The following is a 23,405-nucleotide window of genomic DNA, read 5'->3' on the forward strand; positions in this document are numbered from 1 at the left end:
GTGAAGTTTGGATTTGATATCGATGATACATTAATTGATTTAAGGCAGCATGCTTTTCATTTATATAATAAGAAATTAAACAAAAAAGTAGGATTGGATGTATTTCATTCTTTAAAAACAATTGAAATTCATGAAGCATTTGGCATGAATTCGGAGGAAGGCAGTCATATGTGGAATAGTTTGCTGGATGAGATTTATTATACTTCTTGTTCACCGTTTCCATATGCAGTAGAGACATTACAAGAATTAGAAAGACAGGGACATGAAATATACTATATAACAGCTCGGCCTAAAGAGCATGGAGAGCAAACAAAAAAATGGTTAATAGAAAAAGGTTTTCCGGTACATGAAGATCGCTTTTTCTATGGAATGAAAGATGAAGAAAAAATACACTTCATACAAGAAATGAAATTAAACTATTTCTTTGATGATAAGCCAGCTGTCTTAGAAACGTTAATAGGAAAGCCAATAAAAGTGTATGCAAAAACTACTTCTTACAATCAACATCTCAATATCCCGCGTATTACAAGTTGGACAGAGTTAGGAGATATTATAAAGAAAGAAATGTGAGGATTTAACTGGCAAATCAAATAGAGCTAAGAGTATATTGAGTGTTACAATTTTAGAGGAAAGACATAGGTGTTATGTCTTTCCTTATTTTTTAATACTATCGTTTTTATTAGTGCGATGTGCTAGGAGTACTTCTAATAGAGAGGAAATAGAAAAATGAGCAATAAGAAAAATATTTTTAAGCTAGTCTTGTATAGCAGTGTAATTTATATATCAATGATGGGTTCCCCTGGTGCCACAATATTTTTGGATATTTTGGATGAGAAGTTTAAGAATTAATAGGGTTTGTTCATAATCATGAATTTTTGGAAAACCAAAATTACAATGTTAGGTTATTTTGAATCAGTAGTGGATGATATGCAAAATTGCATATCACAAAATAAACATCGTAATTTTTGGATTCTTGGTATAAAATACATTACTTAAACTATATATTAGAATGGAGAAAGTGAATTGGAATTATTAAGAAACAGTAAGGTTGGTACAAAACTAAACATATTAATAACTATATCAAGTATTGCATGTATAGTATTATCCCTAATAGGGTTTTGGGGATTAGAAAGAGGGAAAAGTACTTCCTCTAATATGTATGAGGATAATTTACTACCAATTGAGTGGATTGGTATTGTAGAATCTAATTTTTATCATGTTAATATGAACTTTATGGAAATTATGGTATCAAAAGATGAAAAAAGAATGAATGAATTAATAAGAGAAATGGACGGAATTCGTCAGGAAAATGATTATCTCTTAAAGCAGTTTGAGGCTAAAGTTATTTCTACTAAAGAAAAAGAATTATATAACACGTTTTATGAAACATTTAATGAATTAAGAACTCAAATGAAGAAAGCGCAAGAATTAGGGAAATCTAATAATGAGGAAGCATATGCATATTACCTAAAAGAGATTGAACCTAATATGCAAAAATCAATAAAATCAATTCGGGAATTGATTTTATATAATAGTAATAATGCAGAGCTTTTACAGAAGGAAAATAATAATAGTGCTCAAAATACAATGATAATGTTTATAAGTATTTCGCTTTTAGCAATTTTAATAATTATATTAATTGGATATATTATTAAATTAACTATCCGAAAACCACTTGTGTTACTACAAAATGATATGGAAAAAGTAGCAGCTGGAGATTTAACAACACGTACTCCTTATAAAGCAAATAATGAATTAGGGCATATTGTTCAGTCTTTTAATAGTATGTTAGATAACCTTCAACAATTAATTGCGAATGTTAAGATGACAACACAAGAGGTTATTTCTACTACGGAGGGCGTATTACAAGATACAAATCGAGCGTCTAGTATTTCAAATGAGGTTGTACAGACTGTTTTAGAAGTAAAAACAAAAATAGAAGGACAGGTAACTAGTATTCAGGAGAGCTCATCCTCAATGGAAGAAATTACAACAGGGGTGCAAACTGTAGCTGAATCTTCAGCAGTAGTCGCTGAGGTAGCAGTAACGACTACAGAACGAATAAATATCGGTAGTGAAGTGATAAATCACTCTATTCTTCAAATGAATAGTGTGCATGATGTTGTCGAGGAAACATCAAAAGTAATAAATAAACTTGTTACACGTACACAACGGATTGATACAGCTCTCGCTGCAATTACTAATATTGCCGAACAAACGAATCTTCTTGCCTTAAATGCCGCTATTGAAGCGGCACGTGCTGGAGAGAATGGGAAAGGATTTGCAGTGGTTGCCGCAGAAGTTCGAGACTTGGCTGAGCAATCTAAAGAATCTGCAAAGGAAGTGAATCATTTAATAAAATCCATTCAACAAGATACTCAAGATACAGTTAATGTCATGCGAAAAGGCCAACAGAAGGCAGTAGAAGGAAAAGAAGCTGCCCACAAAGCGAATCAAACCTTCTTGTCTATTATGAGAGATATTGATAAGATTACAAGTCAAATTCAAGAAGTATCCGCAGCGACAGAAGAAATGTCTGCTGGTACAGAAGAAGTAAATGCTTCTCTTTCGCTAGTTTCTGAAACTGCAACGGATGTAAAAAAAGAGACTCTTCAAACAGTAAAATCAATTCAATCACAAGCTGTATCAATTGAACAAATATCAATTCAATCTAACAAAATGAAAGAAAAGGTGGAAGAATTAACGGAACTGGTTTCAAAATTTAATATTACAGAATAAGATAATTTATTCAATTACAAATGTAATAACATGTATGAAAACACATGAAGACTTAAGGGGCTTCGTGTGTTTTTTTATTGAATAATGTATGAAATAATATTGGATCATTTCACGGTATTTCAAAAATTTCGGTTTTATATCCGTATATGCAAAATTACATATATTTAATGATTGATAATCATGAGCTAATGTAACTATAATAATTACACTAATAAGTAACTTACTGACGACAGTTATAAGTAAAGAAGGAGGGTTTTATTGTATTTTGTATATAAAAAATAGAAAAGGAGATATGTAAATGAAAAGGCTACTTGTTATAGGCATCATGTATACAATGTTTTTCCTCATAGGAAATATACACTTACATGCTGATGAACGAACAAATGTAAAAGAAATTACTAGTTTAGAAGAGCCTACTTGGATATTTCAGGCGGGCATAAGTAAGGGTAAATATCACGATCGACAAGATTTAGGATTTATTTTGCAGAGAAATACACCATTAAAGGTAAGACAAACGAAGCCTAATTTTAAAGACAAATTAACATTACGTTTATTGTCTAATGACTCTAAAAATGAAAAATCCATACAAGTAGGAAATGAATGGATTACCATTCAAGGTTATACGCCTTTAGTTCCTTTCATAGATACTCCGTATGGTGAAGAGCACGCTGTACTTGAGTACCAAGTAGGGAATGAAAGTGCTACTAAACCTCTTCCCATTTATAAACAACAAGGAAGTGTATCTCAATTTTTTAGTACATGGGATCAATTTGATGGAGAGTATGCGTTACTTCAAGGGGAGAGTTTTCAATTATTTATACCTAAAAAAGATAAAGAAATAGTAAGGTCTTTAAAAGATTTTCAATCATTGGATGAGTTAATTGCGTATTATGAAAATATTTTTGCGATGTATGATTCAATTATTGGTTTAGATGGTTCAGCGGTTGAAAATAAAAAAAGTCAAAATCGTTATTTTTTAAAAGCAGATATATCCGGTGCTGGCGGTGCCTATTATGGTGCAAATTGGACAGCGAATAGTTCAGATAGTACAAAGATGTGGTTAGATAAACTGAGTTGGGGAACTTTACATGAAATCGCTCACGGATACCAAGCTGGTTTTGATAATCAAGGAATATTTACAGGAGAAGTTTCTAATAATCTATTCGGTGTTCAATATCAATATAGTAAATATGGAAAAAAAGCAGATCAAGTTGGTTGGTTGTTTAATTTCGGGAAAAAGGAACAAGTAGAACGGAATTTATATAATGCTTTAATGAAAGAAAATAAAAATTATGATGACTTAGATTTACGACAAAAACTTATTCTTTTAACGATGGCGAAACAAAAAGCTGGCGATGAAGCTTTTGCAAAAATGTATCAAGGTTATCGAAAACTAGCTAGCAATGCTGCTTTCAAAAAGGGGGATTATTCTTTACCGGATTTAATGAATCAGTATTATAGCGAGAATGTACAAGTTGATTTTACACCCGTTTTTGAAAGATGGGGCTTTAAGCTTAATCATAAACAAATAGAGATGAATAGGGCGAAAGGTTATCCGGCAATGACTTCTTTAGCGTATATAGTGCCTGAATCACAATTAGCTAAGGCGAGAGCTCTAGTTGATCCTGATATTCCGATAAACTCTAACTTTGAAATAGTTACGAATCAGCAAATTGCTTCACTTGGGTTAAAAGGGAATTTGCATATCCATTTAAATACAAATGAAATAGATACATTGAAAGGAAGAAAGATTAAATTAAAAGAAGGGAATACAGTTGTTCAAGAAAAAACAATTGAAACAGCAGATATCAATTTACAAGACGTACCAAATGGGGTTTATACGGTTGAAATTTCAGGTGAGAAAATGGATAGAATGTATCATTTCCGTTCGTATTATGCCTATGTAAAGGAAAAGGATAATAGTCTAACGATTGATGTTAACGAAATGAAAGTGAGCAATTTGGTAAATGAAACGATTCAATTCCTAGGATTAGGAGATGATCAGTTTGCCGAATTAAATACAGACTTAGAGCAAAAGCGGGCTGTTTTTACGGTTACTACTAAAACGCCTCATAGCTATTATGCAGATGAAAAATACGCATCAATAGAGGTGTTTAATGAGAAAGGTGAAAAAATTTATACGAAGGAAATGGAAGGGACAAATGTAACGATTATAAAAGATACTATTCCACTAAAAGAAGGATATAAAATTAAAATCTATCATGATGAAATAAAAAAACGATTAACTAGTAAAGCTACTATTATTAATCCTATGAATAAAACGAATGAATTTATAATGACAAAATGGGGACTGAAAAATACTTATTTAAAAAATAATCCAGAAGAAAATCTTATGAAAAGAATTGATGAAGAAATGGAAGAAATTATAAGTAATCCGGTTTTAAAAGAGATACCAATGCAAAAATTAGAAATGAAAAAGAATGTGTGGATGGCGATAAATATGTTATCAGAACCACAAAAAATAACGTATATAAATAAATATAAAGATAGCTTATATAATGAGTAATTTTTGAGGAATGAAATGAATCTAAAAGTAAAGACGCAATCTATCTATATTATGAGGAATCACAATTCATAAACAGTAGATAAACATAGATAGTTTGAAATATCTATGTTTCCAATTTTGAAAAAACATTTATTTAACTTAATAATAAGATTATAAAGGAGTAAGAATATGAATAATTTCGTAAAGGTAGGTTTAACTACAGGAGTGGTGTTATCGGCGATTATGCCCTATGGAGGAGTGCATGCGGAAACAGAAGATTTAAAAGTGGAAACAAAGGAAGATACGTTCCGAACAGGTAATTTAACAGCACCTTCTCAAAATTCGGCAGAAAATGTAGCAAAGGATGCACTAAAAGGAAAAACAGAACAAGCATTATCATCAAAGCAAGTTAATACGGAATCCAAAGTTAATTATAATGTTACGCAAAGTCGTAAATCTTATGATGGTACTACATTGGTACGTCTTCAACAAACGTATGAAGGACGTGATGTATACGGATATCAACTAACAGCACATATTAATGATGATGGTGTACTTACGAGCGTTTCAGGGGATAGTGCCCAAGATCTACAACAACAGGAAGATTTGAAACAACCTATTACTTTATCAGAAGAGGATGCAAAAAAACAGCTTTTCAACATCTATGGAAATAATCTCACATTTATTGAAGAACCAGAAATTAAACAAGTGGTATATGTAGATGAAAATACAAATAAAGCTACAAACGCATATCAAATTACTTTTAGTGCATCTACACCTGAATATGTATCTGGTACAGTATTAATTGATGCTTTTGGTGGTAATCTATTAAAAGAACTCGTTCAAAAATTGGGTATACAAGTAGATAGTAGTATTGTCCAATCTGCGACAGCAAATAAATCACAAGATTCTTCAAGATTAACAGGTACAGGAAAAGATGACTTAGGTATTAATCGTACGTTTGGAATTACGCAGCGAAGTGATGGAACGTACATGCTTGCAGATTATTCTCGTGGTAAGGGAATTGAAACATATACTGCTAATTATAAAGATTATAATAATTATAGAAGAAATGTATGGGGTTATCTCGATGATTTAGTAACAAGTAATTCTACAAATTTTACTGATCCTAAAGCAGTTAGTGCTCATTATTTAGCAACGAAAGTATATGATTTTTATCAAGAAAAATATGGCCGTAACAGCTTTGATAATAACGGACAAAAAGTAATTTCTGTCGTTCATGGTTGGAACACAAATGGTACGAATAAAGGAAATCCTAAGCAGTGGTTTAATGCATTTAGTAATGGAGCTATGCTAGTATACGGAGATCCAATTGTTAGAGCATTTGATGTGGCAGGACATGAATTTACACACGCGGTTACAAGAAATGAGTCTGGACTTGAGTATGCAGGAGAAGCTGGTGCAATTAATGAGGCTCTATCTGATATTTTAGGAGTAGCAGTTGAAAAGTATGCTAATAACGGAAAGTTCAATTGGACAATGGGAGAACAATCAGGTCGTATTTTTAGAGATATGAAAAACCCATCATCTATCTCTTCTAGATATCCGGAGGACTATAGACATTATAATAACTTACCTATTGATGCTGACCACGATCATGGTGGTGTACACACGAACTCTAGCATTATTAATAAAGTAGCTTACTTGATTGCTAGTGGTGGAAACCATAATGGAGTAAACGTACATGGCATTGGAGAAGATAAAATGTTTGATATTTTCTATTATGCAAATACGGATGAATTAAATATGACTTCTAACTTTAAAGAATTAAAAGAAGCTTGTATTCGTGTAGCAACGAACTTATATGGTAAAGACTCATTAGAAGTACAAGCTGTCCAACAAGCCTTTAAAGCAGCTTATATTTAATAATATTGCGATGAATTATAAACCCTTTTATTTTAATATAGTGATTAATTTGTGTGTATAGGCAAAAACCTTGTAGAATTTTTCTGCAAGGTTTTTTTGAATGTTATCCCGCTATTTGCCGGGCAGTAAGACCCCGCCCTAAAATTCAGCGGAAGAAAAGAAGTTAGGTGGGGGTCGGGCTGATTAAAGTTTCACTTTATGTTATATGGTTTTTAGTTAATTAGGATAAAAAATAATCCTATAACTGTATGTAAGAATGTGTAATTTTACACTCTTTTTTATGATAGAAAAGGATACTACGTTAGTAAATATAAAAAGTTAGAAATTATAGTATATAGGGCACTTTTTTGTTCCTATGGAACTTTAAAGTGCGTAATTTTCTTTCTAGTTAATATAGATCATAATGGTATTTACTGGTTGGTTTTAGCTTTACTCTGCTGTTGATGTGATTTTTTAACATGACAATGGTTAGAATCAGAATTATCGAGTAGATCTAAATGATGATAATTTCGATTTTTAATTCAGTACAGAGTGCAATAGCTACATAATTTTCGTTTATACTCTTTCGAAAAAAGGGTGGATCTGCTTATTTTCTGTTAAAGATAAGAGAAGTGAACCACAATATAAACGTAATTATTTATTCCAACGTAAGTCAATCATGTAGCACATGAATTTGGAGGGATCTATATGCATATGCAATTAAAAGGGAAAACAGCACTGGTTACTGGATCTACGGCAGGCATTGGAAAAGCAATTGCCACTTCATTAGTAGCGGAAGGAGCTACTGTACTTATTAATGGACGCCGTGAAGAAAATGTTAATCAAACGATAAACGAAATTCGAGCGCAGTATCCGGAGGCTATCCTTCAACCTGTAGTAGCTGATTTAGGAACAGAACAAGGGTGCCAAAACGTGATTGAAAAGTACCCTGAAGTAGACATTCTTATTAACAACTTAGGAATTTTTGAACCTGTAGAATATTTTGATATCCCTGATGAAGATTGGTTTAAATTGTTTGAAGTCAATATTATGAGTGGTGTTCGACTTACTCGCTCGTACTTGAAAAAAATGATTGAAAGAAAAGAAGGAAGAGTTATCTTTATTGCTAGCGAAGCAGCTATTATGCCATCTCAAGAAATGGCTCACTATAGTGCGACTAAAACGATGCAACTTTCACTTTCTCGCAGTTTAGCTGAGCTGACGACAGGAACGAATGTGACTGTTAATACTATCATGCCTGGTTCGACTTTAACGGAAGGAGTGGAGACTATGTTAAATAGTCTTTATCCTAATGAGCAATTGACAATAGAAGAAGCTGAGAAGCGATTTATGAAAGAGAATCGACCAACCTCTATTATTCAAAGACTTATTCGTCCAGAAGAAATTGCCAATCTTGTCACTTTCTTAAGCAGCCCACTTTCTTCAGCGATTAATGGTTCCGCGTTGCGAATAGACGGGGGATTAGTACGTAGTGTATTTTAATAAATTAAAAACAACATAGTATTCTGTAGAAAGTAAAGATGGTAAGACAAATAAGTTGTATTTTACTCATTAATAGAAATATACAAAAAGCAAATTGTGATAAGAAAACAGCCGGATTTTCTACTATAAGAAAAATTCGGCTGTTCTTTTTTACTTGTTGTAAAGGATGGAAAGCTTTTAGCGTTGTGGCATTTCTTAAGAAAAAGATAAGACGAAGCAATCCCGCTGTTATTTGTATTATTTAGTGAAAGTTACCAAACGTTTTTCAACACTATTTTCCCAATTGCTTTATTTGATTCCAAATATTCATGTGCTTGTGCAACTTCATCAAACGTAAAAGTTTTCGAATCTAGTAATGGTCGAAGGTGTCCCTCTTCTACTATTTGCGTTAGTTTAGTTAAAATTTCCCCGCAAGCGTCACGTTTATCTGTATGTAATATTTTTAACGCCATAAAAGTAACGTGCAGAGAGAGTCCTTTTGCGTGTAAAGGAGAGAGGTCATGGGTTGAACGAGCTGCAATTGTTACGACAGTTCCGTTGACTGCAGCAGCTTCGAAAGAGTTATCGAGATTCTTGCCACCTACTGTATCAAATATAACTTCAAATCCGTTGCCATTCGTATGTTTTTGCACATATTCTTGAACAGATTCTTCTTTATAGTTAATAGCTATGTCGGCTCCTAGACGATGGGCTATTTCCATTTTGTTCTGCTGAGAAGCAGTTGTAAAAACTTTAGCACCAGCCCATTTAGCTAATTGAATGGCTACGTGTCCTACGCCACCAGTAGCTCCATGAATGAGCACATTTTGACCTGATTTAATATTTGCACGATCAAATAAAGATTCCCAAGCTGTAATTGCAACCAATGGTAGAGCAGCAGCTTCTTCCATTGTTAGGTTTTTAGGTTTGTGAGCAATCAGTCGTGCATCAGCAAGCATAAACTCTGCAAGTGCACCACCAGTTTCTTTAAAACCTCCGGCACACCCGTATACTTCATCGCCAGCTTTGAATTTCGAAACACCTTCTCCTACTTCAATAACAATACCGGATACATCTCCATGTAATATAGCTGGAAACTCAGAAGCGACTGCTGAAACGGCACCACTACGCATTTTTGTATCGATTGGATTTACACTTGTTGCTTTTACATGGATTAGAACATGACCTGGTAAAAGTTTCGGTTTTGAAACCTCTTCTAATTGAAATACAGATGAATCCCCAAAAGAATGGATAATTTGTGCTTTCATTGTTTATACCTCCTGTTTGTGCTTATAGCATAGCAAAGTACGAAAAATAAGTATAATATTTTGAATTTGGATATTGAGCATTTTATATAAAGAAGAGGAAAGTACGTGGGATCATGTAACGTACTTGCAAAAGCAACTGTAAAGTTTTTTGAAGAAAGGATAGATGTTATTTTTGCAGCACGATTTATTCATTATGTTTATTACTACTCACTTAGTATAGGTACTTTAAAGTGCCTACATCACTTTAAAGTACGTACTGTTATTCATGTTATGACCGATTTATAATAACACTCGTAGCACAAAGAAAGTTATAACGATGACAATCGGCAACAATGTGGTGCTACAGTATTGCTTATGAATTTTGAGAAGAAATATGAAAAGTATAGATTTATATGAATAAAGGAAAGTGAGTGAAACACATGGAAAAGTTTGCGAATCATTTTGGATATAATCGTATGTTTGCGAAAGATCAACTTACGTTAGGAGTTCACATTCCGATTGAAAATTATCAGTTTCATGCTCCAACGATGGAAAAACAAGTAGAGTTAGTACAAAAAGCGGAACAATACGGTTTTACAGGTGTATGGCTTCGCGATGTATTGCTGCAAGACCCTGATTTTGGTGATCCTGCAACAGGTCAAATTTACGATATGATGATTTATTTGACGTATTTAGCAAGCAAGACAGAGAAAATCGCATTTGGAACGTCGGCAACAGTGTTGTCACTTCGTCATCCATTGCGTGTAGCAAAAGAAATTGCTACATTAGATCAACTATTTCCAGAAAGAATTATGCTTGGCGTTTCATCCGGTGACAGACGTGCCGATTTCAAAGCGTTAGGTGTTAGTCATGAAACACGAGGTGAAAAGTTTAGAGAAGCATTTGCTTACTTGGAAGAAATTTTGTATAAAAACTTCCCGTCTATCCAGTCGACACTAGGAGAAGTTCATGGTGCGAATTTAGTTCCAAAACCGTCTAAACGTGTTCCAACCTTTATTACAGGTTTTAGTCAGCAAAATATGGAATGGTTTGCTGAACATGGAGATGGATGGATGTATTATCCACGTAGTCCGGTGCATCAGGCGGGAGCAATTGGACAATGGAGAGAACTAGTAGAGGATTATCATCCAGCTGTATTCAAACCATTTATCCAACCGATGCATTTAGATTTATCTGAAGATCCAAATGAACGTCCTACACCGATACGTTTAGGTTACCGTACAGGGCGTAAGGCACTAATTGAATTACTTGATATATATAAAAGTATTGGTGTGAATCATTTATTCCTTGCTCTATTTGATGGTCAACGTCCAGCTGACGAAGTATTGGATGAGCTAGGAGAAGAAGTGCTACCGCATTTCCCAGCCTTGTAAAGGAGTGAAAAGAATGAAAGCAATAGGACTTATGCAATATGGAGATAAAAGTGTACTACAAGAGATTGAAATGCAGACACCGCTATTGGAAGACAACGATGTACTGATTGAAGTATATGCAGCTGGTGTAAATCCTGTGGATTGGAAAATACGTGAGGGTTTACTTCAAGACGTAATTTCTTATGACTTCCCGCTCGTTTTAGGATGGGATGTTGCAGGTGTAGTTGCTGCTATAGGAAAAAACGTAACAGTATGTAAAGTGGGGGATGAAGTATATAGTCGTCCAGATATTGAACGAAACGGCACGTACGCAGAGTACGTGGCTGTAGATGAAAAATATGTGGCGAAAAAACCGAGAAATCTATCTTTTGAAGAAGCGGCATCAATCCCTCTAGTAGGTTTGACAAGTTGGCAAAGCTTAGTGAAGTTCGCAAATGTTCAAAAAGGTAATAAGGTTTTAATTCATGCTGGATCTGGCGGGATTGGTACGTTTGCTATTCAGCTAGCGAAAAGTTTCGGTGCACATGTTGCAACTACGACTAGTACGAAAAACATGCAATTTGTAAAGGATCTAGGCGCTGATACTGTCGTCGATTACAAAACGGAAGACTTTTCTTTGCTTTTGCATAATTACAATATTGTATTTGATGTGTTAGGTGGGGATGTACTAAAGAATAGTTATTAAGTACTTGCACCAAATGGAAAGTTAGCGTCTATTTATGGTCCGAAAGGTATGGAAATTCCGCAAACCGAGATATCAAGAGAGAAAAATATTGAGAGTGACCATATATTTACTGAACCTAACGGATATGAACTTTCTCTTATTACAGAATTAATTGAGAGCGGGAAGATTAAACCTGTTGCCACGCATGTGTTGCCTTTACATGTAGAAGGTGTAAAAAAAGCACACCACATAAGTGAGTCAGAGCGTGCTCTTGGGAAAATTGTATTGAAGAAACATTGGTAAAGTATGAGGTTTTAGAGACAGTATTGTGCTAAGTAGCGAATGAACTTATATATTCTATTCTAGCAATTGTTTTAAAAGGGAGAGAACAAATGGATTCAATGACATTTCTTTTATTTGGAGCGACAGGGGATTTAGCGAAACGCAAAATTTATCCTGCTTTATATGACCTATTTAGTAATCAAAATATAGCACAATCTCTTTCGATTATCGGTATTGGCAGAAGGCTAATGTCAGATATGGAATTTCAAACAAAGGTAGAACAATCCCTTGCTACATTTTCTAGAATATCTACTGATGACGAATCAGGAGTAGAAGAATTTATTAGTACATTTCGTTATTGTCAATTAAATACAGCGAATATAGAGGACTATCAAGATTTGTTGCGTCTTGTAAAGAGGCGTGAAACAGAATTAAACATTCCTGAAAACCGCATGTTTTACCTATCTGTTATACCAGAAGTATTTGATGTCATTGCTTTAAATATTAAGGAAAGTGGATTGTGGGCTACAAAAGGATTGAACCGTCTTATTATAGAGAAGCCTTTTGGTTATCATGTAACGTCTGCTCGTGAGTTTAAAGGAAAAATGATTGAAGATTTTGATGAAACTGACATTTTTTATATCAATCATTATCTTTGAAAATGAATGGTAATTAGGAATACACTTAGAAAAGCATTACGAAATAAATAGTATGTAATGCAAGACATTTTTATTGACGATAATAATTTATATGGTTAATATACTAGACATAAGATTATTTAATTACTAAAAGTAATCGAATATACATTTGTTTGTTGAGTTCGATAAATAAGTAATCTGTGGTAGAAGTGCTTTGAATTGCCACTATTAATATTGGGGACAATTAGAAAGCGAAAGGTATAAAAGGAATTGGAATTTGATAACTCTTTGTTTTTTTTTATAAAAACAGGGGCTTCTGTACAATTCATTTTTAAAATATTGACAAGGATTATACAACAAGAGGGGGACTGAAATTGGAATCAATGACCTTTGTTTTATTTGGAGCGACAGGGGACTTAGCGAAACGCAAAATTTACCCCGCACTATATAACTTATATAGAGATCAAAAGCTTCCAAAGCAAATATCCGTTATCGGGCTTGGGAGACGTCAAGTATCTCATGTGGATTTTCAAGAAAGAATAAAAGAATCAATAGAGACGTTTTCCCGTCATAGAGAAGAAGGTACTCCAGAACTCGAAGTTTTTTTAGATAACTTTCGCTATTGTCCATTAGATGTGAGTAAGCCGGAAGACTATGAGAGATTATTACAAGTCGTTCGTGAAAGGGAAGAAGAACTACATATAAAAGGTAATAGAATGTTCTATCTTTCAGTTGCTCCTGAATTTTTCGAGACGATTGCTTTAAATATTAAGGAAAGCGGACTTGATAAAACAGATGGATGGAAACGCCTGATGATTGAGAAACCGTTTGGGCACGACCTTGCATCTGCTCGTGAGCTGAATGATAAGCTTAGTCGCACGTTTGAAGAAGACGAGATATACCGTATTGATCATTATTTAGGTAAACCGATGATTCAAAACCTTGAAGCGCTAGAATTTGCAAATCCTGTTCTCCAGTCGATTTGGAATAAAGAACATATAGCGAATGTACAAATCACAGCTAGTGAAACAGTTGGGGTTGAAGAAAGGGCAGGATATTATGACCAGGCAGGAGCCATTCGAGATATGGTTCAAAATCATATGTTACAAATATTAATGATGACTGCTATGAATCTGCCGGAAAAGGTTAATGCATGTGAAATTCGAGAGGAAAAGCGAAAGGTAATGGAGACGCTTCGTAAAGTGAAAAAAGAAGACGTTCAAAACCATATCGTTCGCGGTCAATACGTTTCAGGAGAAATAAAAGGCGGACAAGTTGTAGCGTATAAAGAGGAGCCAGGAGTAAATCCTTCTTCTAACATAGACACATTTGTTGCTGCTCGCCTGTGGATCGATAATCCATTTTGGACTGGCGTTCCATTTTATATACGAACAGGTAAACGAATGAAAGAAAAGTCTACTCGTATTGTAATCGAATTTAAAAATACGTTAAAACAGCAATATCAAGATAGTAATCCAAATGCAGCACCTAACTTATTAATAATTGAAATTAGTCCAGGTGAGAACGTTTCATTACAGTTAAATAGTAAAAATCCATTGAAAAATGGAGAAATTGAACCGATGCGTATTAACTTTACTTGTGAGCAAGCGGATGTGGGAGTACCTGAAGCGTATGAAAGACTCATTCATGATGCGGTGAGTGGAGACGCTACATTCTTTGCACATTGGAGAGAAGTTGAATTGTCATGGGAATGGGTACAACCAATTCTTGAAGCATTCGAGGAGAACTTATTACCACTTCATGAATATGAGTCTGGTTCATATGGTCCAGATGCGTCTAATGAATTATTGCAAGAAAGTGGATTTAAATGGTGGTTAGATCAAGAGACGGAAAAATAAGTACTTTCTTTCATGAAAGCATGTAGGGGGACGATTACTATGACACAAAACATAAATCAATTAGCAGTGAATACAATTCGTACATTATCAATTGATGCTATTAATGCGGCAAACTCAGGTCATCCAGGTCTTCCGATGGGAGCAGCACCAATGGCTTATGCATTATGGGCGAATCATTTAAATTACAATCCTAATCACCCAGAATGGTTTAACCGTGATCGTTTCGTTTTATCGGCGGGACATGGATCTAGTCTGTTATATAGCCTACTTCATTTAGCTGGATATGACGTTTCAATTGATGACTTGAAAAACTTCAGAAAGTTAAATAGTAAAACACCAGGACATCCTGAGTTTGGTCATACTCCTGGAGTTGAAGCGACGACAGGCCCGTTAGGACAAGGGATTGCTAATGCTGTCGGAATGGCAATGGCAGAAGCTCATTTAGCAGCGAAGTTCAATAAGGATGGTCACTCTATTATAGATCACAATACGTATGCTTTAGTCGGAGATGGTGACTTAATGGAGGGTGTCGCTTATGAAGCGATGTCAATGGCAGGACATATGAAACTTGGCAAGTTAATTGTACTGTATGATTCAAATGAAATTTCACTTGATGGTGAATTAGGCATTGCTTTCTCTGAAGATATTGAGAAAAGGGCAGAATCTGTACATTGGCAATATGTAAGAGTTGAAGATGGAAACGATGTCGATGCTATTACAAAAGCTATTCAATCAGCGAAAGAAAATACGGATCAACCTACTCTTATAGAAATTAGAACCATTATAGGTTATGGAAGTCCAAAAGTTGCTGGAACGAACAAAGCACATGGTAATCCGCTTGGAGTAGAAGAGGCAACAGCGACAAAACAAGTGTATGGTTGGGGTTATGAGGAAGATTTCTTTGTACCTGAAGAAGTAAAAGCTCATTTTAATGAACTGAAACAAAAAGGTATTGAAAAAGAAAATGACTGGAATGAGCAGTTCAATTCATACAGAGAGTCGAACCCTGCACTAGCAGATGAATTAGAAAAAGCGATTACAGGTGATGTTTTAATTGAAGCGAAAGACATTCTATCCTTTGATATTGAAAAAACGATTTCCACTCGTGTTGCAAGTGGGGAAGCTATTAATCATTATGTGAAATCGATTCCTTCTATTTTCGGTGGAAGTGCAGATCTTTCTCATTCCACTATGACAGATATAAAAGGTGAAGCTGTGTACGCGGTAGAATCGTATGCTGGACGAAATATATACTTCGGTGTACGTGAACATGCAATGGGCGCGGCAGCAAATGGACTGGCTCTCCATGGAGGAGTAAAACCTTTCGTAAGTACATTCTTTGTATTTAATGATTACCTTCGTCCATCGATTCGACTGGCTGCACTGCAAAATTTACCTGTTACTTACGTATTTACACATGATTCGATTGCTGTAGGAGAAGATGGTCCAACGCATGAACCAATTGAACAATTGGCAGCGCTTCGAGCAATTCCTGGTCTAACAGTTATCCGTCCGTCAGATGCAAATGAAACAGCAAGTGCTTGGGCGTATGCTTTACAGCAAACGGATGGTCCAGTCGTTTTAGTATTGAGCCGTCAAAATTTACCGGTGTTTAATGAAACGAAAGCGAACATAGAGAATCTCTCTAAAGGAGCTTACGTATTAACACAAACGAATGAAAATCCGGATGTAATTTTAATTGCGACAGGTTCTGAAGTATCCTTAGCTACTAGTGCGAAAGCAAAATTAGAAGAAGATCAAGTTTCTGTTCGCATCGTTGCAATGCCGAGCTGGGAGTTATTCGATCGCCAATCGAACGAATATAAAGAATCCGTTCTTCCGTCTTCTATAACGAAACGAGTATCTCTTGAAATGGGTGTATCTCTAGGTTGGGAACGTTATGTAGGACAAGAAGGAAAAGTACTATCAATTGAAACATTTGGAGCTTCAGGAACTGGAGCTGAAGTCATGAATCTATTTGGATTTACGACAGAAAATGTTGTTCAAATTACAAAAAATGTGTTGAATTCTTAAGCTATGACTGTGAATACCTTTCTGTACATACTAACATTTCAGTGCTGAAAGGTATTCCAGATTGTAGTGATATGAATTTTTAATAAAAGATGATTTGAGGAGGAATTATATTATGCAAGTAGGATTAATTGGGTTAGGTAAAATGGGATTAAATTTAGGGAAAAATTTAATGGATCATAAACATGAAGTAGTAGCATTTGATTTAAATACGAGCGCAGTAGAAGAAATGAAAGAGTATGGGGCAACGGGTACATCTAGTTTAAGTGAACTTGTTCAGTCATTACAATCACCAAGAATTCTTTGGGTAATGGTACCACACGCTGTTGTTGATTCTGTTATTGATGAGGTTACACCACTTTTATCAAAAGGAGATATTCTAATTGAAGCTGGTAATTCACATTATAAAGAGTCTATCCGCCGATATGAGCAATTAAAGGAAGATGGCATTCACTTTATGGATGCAGGAACTTCTGGTGGAATGGAAGGCGCTCGTAATGGTGCTTGTTACATGATCGGAGGAGATCAAGAAGCTTGGGACATCGTTGAACCTATCTTCCGCGATACTGCTGTAGAAAATGGATTCTTATATGCTGGAAAAGCTGGTAGTGGTCACTTCTTAAAAATGGTTCATAACGGAATTGAATACGGTATGATGGCTGCTATTGGTGAAGGATTTGAGATTCTAGAGAAAAGTGAATTTGACTACGATTATGAAAAAGTATCAAGAGTATGGAACAACGGTTCAGTCATTCGTTCTTGGTTAATGGAATTAACAGAAAATGCATTTTCTAAAGATGCAAAACTCGATGAAATTAAGGGTGTTATGCATTCTTCTGGTGAAGGAAAATGGACAGTAGAAACAGCATTAGACCTTCAAACAGCAACTCCTGTTATCGCAATGTCTCTATTAATGCGCTACCGCTCATTAGACAATGATACATTTACAGGAAAAGTTGTAGCAGCTCTGCGCAATGAATTTGGCGGACATGCAGTAGAAAAGAAATAAAGTGAAACTTTAATAAGTAGGGGCTTTATTCCACATCAATCGGGCTTTTACGGGATAAGCATATTAAACATGTAACTCATCAACGTTTAAAAACTGGAGGGAATTGATCATGAAATTTTTTATTGATACTGCAAATCTTGAGGACATAAAAAAAGCATATAAACTTGGAGTTTTAGCTGGTGTTACAACGAATCCTTCTTTAGTAGCAAAAGAGGGCGTTAAGTTTGAAGACCGTATCGCAGAAATTTGTCAGGCAGTACCTAAAGTTGAGTCTGTTTCGGCAGAAGTAACGCCAGATGCTGTTACAGCTGAAGAAATGATTGCTCAAGCAGAAGAATTAATTAAAATTAACGGTGGCGATAAAAACGTCACGATAAAACTTCCAATGACGCTAGCAGGATTAGAAGCTTGTCGCTATCTTACTGAAAAAGGTGTGAAAACGAACGTTACACTTATTTTCACTGTGAACCAAGCACTTTTAGCTGCTCGAGCAGGTGCAACGTATGTTTCTCCATTTTTAGGACGCTTAGATGATATTTCTGAAGATGGTGTACTATTAGTTGCTAAAATTGCTGAATTATTCGATGTTCATCAATTAGATACACAAATTATTGCGGCTTCTGTCAGACATCCAGATCATGTAACTCGTGTAGCGATGGCAGGTGCTCACATTGCAACAATCCCTTATAAAGTAATCGAGCAACTTGCTATGCACCCATTAACAGATCAAGGTATTGAGAAGTTTGCTGCGGATTGGGCGAAAGCTCCTAAATTATAATGTATAAAAGTGAAGGGGCTTGCTGAAAATTGCTTTTCATGAGAGGACAAATTCTAAGTAACTTCATCGTTTAAACTGGATCCCGAGTTTGTAGTCTTACTATGTGAAAACAGCAAGAGAAGAAAGCGTCATTCACTTTTAAAAAAGGAAAATTTGCTTACGCGAAGCGTTTATCACAATGACATTATAATTATGAAAGAGAAATCCCCTTATCAGAGAGGTGAGTTAAAGTATATCTCTGATAAGGGAGATTCTTTTTGTATAAATCATTATGATGTGAGGATGCTTTTAAGTGCATATCAATATGTAAAGCTATCTTTTACTCAAGTAAGAACTATATAGGTTCTTTTCATTATATAGCATTTTTGAAAGGGTTTACATAAAGGGGGATTAAGTATGAATATGTACCTTTTAATGATTACATTATTATCAATTGTAATTGTTATTTTAGGGGTTTCGTGGTGGAGATGGCATGCGTTTATTAGTTTAACGGTTGCAAGTTTGTTTTTAGCAATTATGTCTGGAATGCCAATGGATAAAATAGTGAGTGCTTATGAAACGGGAGTTGGGAGTGTTCTCGGGCATTTAGTAGGTATTTTAGTTTTAGGTACAATTTTAGGGAAAATGATGGCAGAGTCAGGTGCTGGAATGCAAGTGGCAGAGTTCTTTATTAAATCCTTTGGGATAAAAAACTTACCGTGGGCTATGTTAATTGCAGGTTTTATTATTGGAATTCCGGTGTTTTTTGAAGTAGGTATTTTAATATTGTTGCCGTTAGTAATTTCAATTCATAAAACTACGAAACAAAATATTTTATTGATAGCGTTACCAGCAATTGCTGGGCTATCTGTCGTACATGGCCTAGTTCCTCCGCATCCAGGGGCAATCGTTGCAATTGGTATTTATAAAGCGAACCTTGGGAAGGTACTATTGTATTCACTCATTATTACATTTTTTGCAGCGATTATTGCAGGTCCTATATTCGCTAAATGGATTCACAAACGTGTAATTCCTGAAAATGAGCCAGAATTGATTCGTGTAAATACAAAATCAACGAAATTACCAGGAATAGGAGTTTCATTTTTAGTCATATTGTTACCAGTTATGTTAATGGTTTTAGCTGCAGCGGCTCCTTATGTTCCACTTTCTACTACTTTGATGAAGATTATCACATTAATCGGTAGTCCTATCATTGCGTTATTGATTGCATGTTTTGCAGCGTTTTATTTTCTTGGATTTCGTCAAGGTATCGATAAAAAGGCTATTAAGAAGGTAACAGAAGATAGCTTATTACCAATCGGTTCAATTGTTGCGATTATTGGTGCCGGCGGGGGATTTAAGCAAATTCTTATCGATAGTGGTGTAGGCAATGCTATTGCTCAAATGTCTGAGCATTTAGCTCTATCTCCAATTGTATTAGCATTTATAGTAGCAGGACTAATTCGAATTGCGACAGGGTCAGCGACAGTCGCTTTAACAACAGCAGCAGGCATCGTTTCACCAATCATTGAAAATACGACAGGTGTGAATTTAGAGTTGCTCGTCATTGCAACAGGTGCAGGAGCATTAATGTTTTCACACGTAAACGATGCTGGGTTCTGGATGGTAAAAGAATACTTAGGTTTAACAGTGAAAGAAACATTTAAAACATGGACGGTATTAGAAACGTTACTTTCATTTATCGCTTTTGGAGGAGTTTTACTACTCGATATGTTTGTTTAAAATAAGGATATTTTTATATCAATTAAGAGAGACAACTTTAGCACATAACGTTATGAACAGATAAAATAAATATATTTTTATGGTTCTTATATGATTAGGATACTGTAGGGATTTTTGTTAGGAGGAAGAAATGGTGAGCACAAAATATATGATTGGTGTAGACATTGGGACAACTAGTACAAAATCGGTTCTATTTTCTACTGATGGGTCTGTTATTGCAAGTCATGGAATTGAATATCCTTTATATTCTCCTACACCTGAAATAGCAGAACAAGACCCAGAAGAAATTTTTCGTGCAGTAATAAATACGATTAAAGAAACTGTACAGTCAAGTAGTGTACAGCCGAATGATATTCTTTGTGTCTCTTTTAGTTCGGCAATGCATAGTATCATTGCTGTAGATGAGAAGGGAAAACCGTTAACGAGATGTATCACTTGGGCAGATAATAGAAGTGCAAGCTGGGCAGAGAAAATAAAGAATGATATGAATGGTCATGAAATTTATTTGCGTACTGGGACACCAATTCATCCGATGTCGCCACTTTCGAAATTAGTTTGGTTACAGAATGAACAGGCAGAATTGTTCGCAAAAAGTTATAAATTTATTTCTATTAAAGAGTATGTTTTTTATAAGTTATATAAGGATTATGTAATTGATTATTCTATAGCATCAGCAACAGGGATGTTTAATTTGAAATCTTTAAAATGGGATGAAGAGGCTTTACATGTTGCGGGAATTACAGATGACAAGCTTTCTAAACTCGTTCCAACAACGCACAGTTTAACCGGATTAGATGAAGAGCTTGCCAAAGAGATGAATGTACTTGTTTCTACGCCTTTTGTAGTAGGAGCGAGTGATGGAGTCCTATCCAATTTAGGTGTAAATGCAATTGATCCTGGTGTTGTTGCTGTGACAATTGGTACAAGCGGTGCGATACGTGCTGTAACAAATCGTCCTGTAACAGATCCAAAAGGTAGAATTTTTTGTTACGCCTTAACTGAAGACCATTGGGTAATTGGTGGACCAGTTAATAACGGTGGTATGATTTTCAGATGGGCTCGTGATCAATTAGGCACTTCAGAGATTGAGCTTGCGAAGCGTTTAGGAAAAGATCCATATGAAGTGCTTACTGAAATAGCAGCAAAAGTGAGTCCGGGGTCCGACGGTTTATTATTTCACCCGTATTTAGCAGGAGAAAGAGCTCCTTTATGGAATGCAAATGCGCGAGGATCTTTCTTTGGACTTGGATTGCATCATAAGAAAGAACATCTGATCCGTGCTGTTTTAGAAGGAGTAATTTATAATTTATACACCGTTCTTCTTGCTTTAAAAGAGCTAATTGGTGAACCGAAAAAAATTCAAGCGACAGGTGGTTTTGCAAGATCGGAACTTTGGAGACAGATGATGGCAGATATTTTCCATCAAGACGTATATGTTCCGGAAAGTTTTGAAAGCTCTTGCTTAGGAGCTGCAATCCTCGGTTTATATAGTTTAGGTGAAGTAGATACGTTGCATGTAGTTTCTGAAATGGTAGGTGCGAATTTCCATCATGAACCAAACATGGAAAGTGTGGAAAAATATAAAGATTTAACACCAATCTATATTCGTCTGTCTCGTCAATTGGAAGAAGAATATGAAAGTATAGCAGCGTACCAAAAAAAGTGGGTTTAAAAGCTAGTTACCAAGAAAATATGGTAACGTATAAAGAGGTACTCCGATTTTTTAGGATACTCTTTCAACATAAAATATTTTAAGAAGTATGATGAATGAAAAATATAGGGAGAGAGGGTTATGAAAATGAAGAATAACAAAGAGTTTATCGGATATGTTGGAACATACACGAAAGAAAATAGTGAAGGAATATATAAGTTTACTTTAGAAACGGAAGCAAAAAAAATTAGTAATGTAACACTTGCCGCTAAGTTGGATAACCCTACATATGTAACGATTAATCGAAATAATGAATATCTCTATTCCGTTGTTAAGGAAGGCGAATCTGGCGGTGTAGCTGCATATTCCATGGATAGTCATACTGGAGAACTAAAAGCGAAAAATAGACAAGTAGTAGAAGGGGCTTCTCCTTGTCATATTAGTGTTGATAGTGGAAATCATACAGTAGTTACAGCAAATTACCATAAAGGAACGATTGAGTCTTTTGAAGTAAATGAAGAAAATGGAACTGTAAATCCTGCTGCATCTATTATGACACATGAAGGTTCAGGTCCGAATAAAGAAAGACAAGAAAAACCACATGCACATTACGCGGGATATACTCCTGATGAAAAATATGTAGTGGGCGTTGATTTAGGGATAGATAAAATAATTACGTATGAAGTAAAAGATAGTATATTAACAGAAGTGAATCGTTTATCTGTAAATCCAGGAAGTGGTCCAAGACATATTACTTTTCATCCGAATGGAAAGTATGCGTATGTAATGACGGAGCTTAGTTCAGAGGTTATTGTGTTAACATATAATCCTACAGAAGGATCCTTTACAGAACTACAGTATATTTCTACTGTTCCAGAAGAGTTTGATGAAAATAATCAAGGAAGTGCGATTCATATTTCTTCTGACGGCTGTTTTGTATATGCAGGTAATCGTGGTCATAATAGTATCGCTGTTTATAGCGTAGATCAAAATTCAGGTCAGCTTACATTTGTTGAACATACATCTACAGAAGGAAATTGGCCAAGAGACTTTGTATTAGATCCTACTGAAAAGTTCCTTGTTGCTACAAATGAAAAGTCACATAATCTTGTGTTATTTTCAAGAGATGAATCTACAGGTAAGTTAACACTTTTACAATCTGATGTTGTTGTGCCAGAGCCTGTTTGTGTGAAGTTTTTAAATATATAATTTCAGATGCCTAAACAAAAGCAAAGCGATATCGCTTTGCTTTTTATTGTTTCTTTTTCGGCCTACGTACTAATTCGCCGCCGCAGTTTGGACAAACGTTATGTCTTTCTTCTGTACATGGTGCGCAAAATGTACATTCATATACACAAATGTATGCTTCAGAATCTTGTTCGAGCGATTGATCGCAAATTTGACAGTTTGTTTTCATTTCTAGTGCCATAATAAGTCTCCTTTTTAGTCAGAAAATTTATAATTTAATTATAATTCATTAAATAGAAATAGTCCTTTTCAATTGAAAGGAAATCGAATGATAAAGTTATGAATTGAA

17 protein-coding genes and 1 pseudogene are annotated in these 23,405 nt (G+C 35.1%); 16 read left to right on the forward strand and 2 right to left on the reverse strand.

Annotated features, from left to right (window positions below; translation table 11 throughout):
- From BLT20_RS20420 to BLT20_RS20440, 5 genes are all read left to right on the forward strand, one after another.
- Entirely contained in the window at nucleotides 1–570 is a 570-nt protein-coding gene (locus BLT20_RS20420; protein ID WP_000668221.1) for a 5' nucleotidase, NT5C type, read from the forward strand.
- 453 nt (nucleotides 571–1,023) lie between these two features.
- Nucleotides 1,024–2,739 (forward strand): methyl-accepting chemotaxis protein, encoded by a 1,716-nt coding sequence (locus BLT20_RS20425; protein WP_000422014.1) that lies wholly within the window; start codon nucleotides 1,024–1,026, stop codon nucleotides 2,737–2,739.
- A gap of 298 nt (nucleotides 2,740–3,037) precedes the next feature.
- Nucleotides 3,038–5,266: a putative mucin/carbohydrate-binding domain-containing protein gene (locus tag BLT20_RS20430; RefSeq protein ID WP_061685146.1), complete on the forward strand. Its 2,229-nt coding sequence runs from the start codon at nucleotides 3,038–3,040 to the stop codon at nucleotides 5,264–5,266.
- Nucleotides 5,267–5,434: 168 nt separating this feature from the next.
- Nucleotides 5,435–7,132, forward strand: a complete 1,698-nt coding sequence (locus BLT20_RS20435) for a M4 family metallopeptidase (RefSeq protein ID WP_001058949.1) — start codon at nucleotides 5,435–5,437, stop codon at nucleotides 7,130–7,132.
- A 687-nt stretch (nucleotides 7,133–7,819) separates the two neighbouring features.
- Entirely contained in the window at nucleotides 7,820–8,614 is a 795-nt protein-coding gene (locus BLT20_RS20440; RefSeq protein ID WP_000551097.1) for an SDR family NAD(P)-dependent oxidoreductase, read from the forward strand.
- A 251-nt stretch (nucleotides 8,615–8,865) separates the two neighbouring features.
- Here BLT20_RS20440 and BLT20_RS20450 read toward each other — a convergent pair whose 3' ends face one another.
- Nucleotides 8,866–9,861 carry a zinc-dependent alcohol dehydrogenase family protein gene (locus BLT20_RS20450; protein ID WP_000647261.1) on the reverse strand — a complete coding sequence of 332 codons (996 nt, stop codon included), beginning with the start codon at nucleotides 9,859–9,861 and terminating at the stop codon, nucleotides 8,866–8,868.
- 105 nt (nucleotides 9,862–9,966) lie between these two features.
- Between BLT20_RS20450 and BLT20_RS20455 the strand changes: the two genes are divergently transcribed.
- The 11 genes and pseudogenes from BLT20_RS20455 (at nucleotide 9,967) to BLT20_RS20505 (ending at nucleotide 23,077) form a co-directional block, all read left to right on the forward strand.
- Nucleotides 9,967–10,146, forward strand: a complete 180-nt coding sequence (locus tag BLT20_RS20455; protein WP_000534223.1) for a hypothetical protein — start codon at nucleotides 9,967–9,969, stop codon at nucleotides 10,144–10,146.
- Between the two features lie 134 nt (nucleotides 10,147–10,280).
- The gene (locus BLT20_RS20460; protein ID WP_000410336.1) at nucleotides 10,281–11,234 is read left to right on the forward strand and encodes an LLM class oxidoreductase; all 954 of its coding nucleotides are present in this window, start codon (nucleotides 10,281–10,283) and stop codon (nucleotides 11,232–11,234) included.
- Between the two features lie 13 nt (nucleotides 11,235–11,247).
- Nucleotides 11,248–12,201 (forward strand): annotated as a pseudogene (locus BLT20_RS20465) (NADP-dependent oxidoreductase).
- Between the two features lie 89 nt (nucleotides 12,202–12,290).
- On the forward strand, nucleotides 12,291–12,839 hold the full coding sequence (locus BLT20_RS20470; RefSeq protein ID WP_000377924.1) for a glucose-6-phosphate dehydrogenase: 549 nt from the start codon (nucleotides 12,291–12,293) through the stop codon (nucleotides 12,837–12,839).
- A gap of 353 nt (nucleotides 12,840–13,192) precedes the next feature.
- Nucleotides 13,193–14,677 (forward strand): glucose-6-phosphate dehydrogenase, encoded by a 1,485-nt coding sequence (zwf, locus tag BLT20_RS20475; protein ID WP_000445365.1) that lies wholly within the window; start codon nucleotides 13,193–13,195, stop codon nucleotides 14,675–14,677.
- 39 nt (nucleotides 14,678–14,716) lie between these two features.
- Entirely contained in the window at nucleotides 14,717–16,711 is a 1,995-nt protein-coding gene (tkt, locus tag BLT20_RS20480; RefSeq protein WP_000193041.1) for a transketolase, read from the forward strand.
- Nucleotides 16,712–16,823: 112 nt separating this feature from the next.
- Nucleotides 16,824–17,717 carry a phosphogluconate dehydrogenase (NAD(+)-dependent, decarboxylating) gene (gene gnd, locus BLT20_RS20485; RefSeq protein ID WP_001195924.1) on the forward strand — a complete coding sequence of 298 codons (894 nt, stop codon included), beginning with the start codon at nucleotides 16,824–16,826 and terminating at the stop codon, nucleotides 17,715–17,717.
- 109 nt (nucleotides 17,718–17,826) lie between these two features.
- Nucleotides 17,827–18,495: a fructose-6-phosphate aldolase gene (gene fsa, locus BLT20_RS20490; protein WP_000667692.1), complete on the forward strand. Its 669-nt coding sequence runs from the start codon at nucleotides 17,827–17,829 to the stop codon at nucleotides 18,493–18,495.
- A 396-nt stretch (nucleotides 18,496–18,891) separates the two neighbouring features.
- The gene (gene gntP, locus BLT20_RS20495; protein WP_001057631.1) at nucleotides 18,892–20,217 is read left to right on the forward strand and encodes a gluconate permease GntP; all 1,326 of its coding nucleotides are present in this window, start codon (nucleotides 18,892–18,894) and stop codon (nucleotides 20,215–20,217) included.
- Nucleotides 20,218–20,347: 130 nt separating this feature from the next.
- Nucleotides 20,348–21,889 carry a gluconokinase gene (gene gntK / locus BLT20_RS20500; protein WP_000255193.1) on the forward strand — a complete coding sequence of 514 codons (1,542 nt, stop codon included), beginning with the start codon at nucleotides 20,348–20,350 and terminating at the stop codon, nucleotides 21,887–21,889.
- A gap of 120 nt (nucleotides 21,890–22,009) precedes the next feature.
- Complete coding sequence (locus BLT20_RS20505) at nucleotides 22,010–23,077, forward strand: lactonase family protein (protein WP_000782642.1); 1,068 nt, start codon at nucleotides 22,010–22,012, stop codon at nucleotides 23,075–23,077.
- 43 nt (nucleotides 23,078–23,120) lie between these two features.
- Here BLT20_RS20505 and BLT20_RS20510 read toward each other — a convergent pair whose 3' ends face one another.
- Entirely contained in the window at nucleotides 23,121–23,297 is a 177-nt protein-coding gene (locus BLT20_RS20510; protein WP_001162789.1) for a DUF1272 domain-containing protein, read from the reverse strand.
- Between the last annotated feature and the right edge of the window lie 108 nt (nucleotides 23,298–23,405).

This window comes from Bacillus sp. cl96 (assembly GCF_900100505.1).
In the GTDB taxonomy this organism is placed as follows: Bacteria; Bacillota; Bacilli; order Bacillales; family Bacillaceae_G; genus Bacillus_A; species Bacillus_A cereus.

Bases quoted from the DNA above. Each gene is read 5' to 3' on its own strand.
- BLT20_RS20430 (WP_061685146.1), top strand. From the start codon at position 3,038: ATGAAAAGGCTACTTGTTATAGGCATCATGTATACAATGTTTTTCCTC.
- BLT20_RS20435 (WP_001058949.1), top strand. From the start codon at position 5,435: ATGAATAATTTCGTAAAGGTAGGTTTAACTACAGGAGTGGTGTTATCG.
- BLT20_RS20440 (WP_000551097.1), top strand. From the start codon at position 7,820: ATGCATATGCAATTAAAAGGGAAAACAGCACTGGTTACTGGATCTACG.
- BLT20_RS20450 (WP_000647261.1), bottom strand. From the start codon at position 9,861: ATGAAAGCACAAATTATCCATTCTTTTGGGGATTCATCTGTATTTCAA.
- BLT20_RS20460 (WP_000410336.1), top strand. From the start codon at position 10,281: ATGGAAAAGTTTGCGAATCATTTTGGATATAATCGTATGTTTGCGAAA.
- BLT20_RS20470 (WP_000377924.1), top strand. From the start codon at position 12,291: ATGGATTCAATGACATTTCTTTTATTTGGAGCGACAGGGGATTTAGCG.
- tkt (WP_000193041.1), top strand. From the start codon at position 14,717: ATGACACAAAACATAAATCAATTAGCAGTGAATACAATTCGTACATTA.
- gnd (WP_001195924.1), top strand. From the start codon at position 16,824: ATGCAAGTAGGATTAATTGGGTTAGGTAAAATGGGATTAAATTTAGGG.
- fsa (WP_000667692.1), top strand. From the start codon at position 17,827: ATGAAATTTTTTATTGATACTGCAAATCTTGAGGACATAAAAAAAGCA.
- gntP (WP_001057631.1), top strand. From the start codon at position 18,892: ATGAATATGTACCTTTTAATGATTACATTATTATCAATTGTAATTGTT.
- gntK (WP_000255193.1), top strand. From the start codon at position 20,348: ATGGTGAGCACAAAATATATGATTGGTGTAGACATTGGGACAACTAGT.
- BLT20_RS20505 (WP_000782642.1), top strand. From the start codon at position 22,010: ATGAAAATGAAGAATAACAAAGAGTTTATCGGATATGTTGGAACATAC.
- BLT20_RS20510 (WP_001162789.1), bottom strand. From the start codon at position 23,297: ATGGCACTAGAAATGAAAACAAACTGTCAAATTTGCGATCAATCGCTC.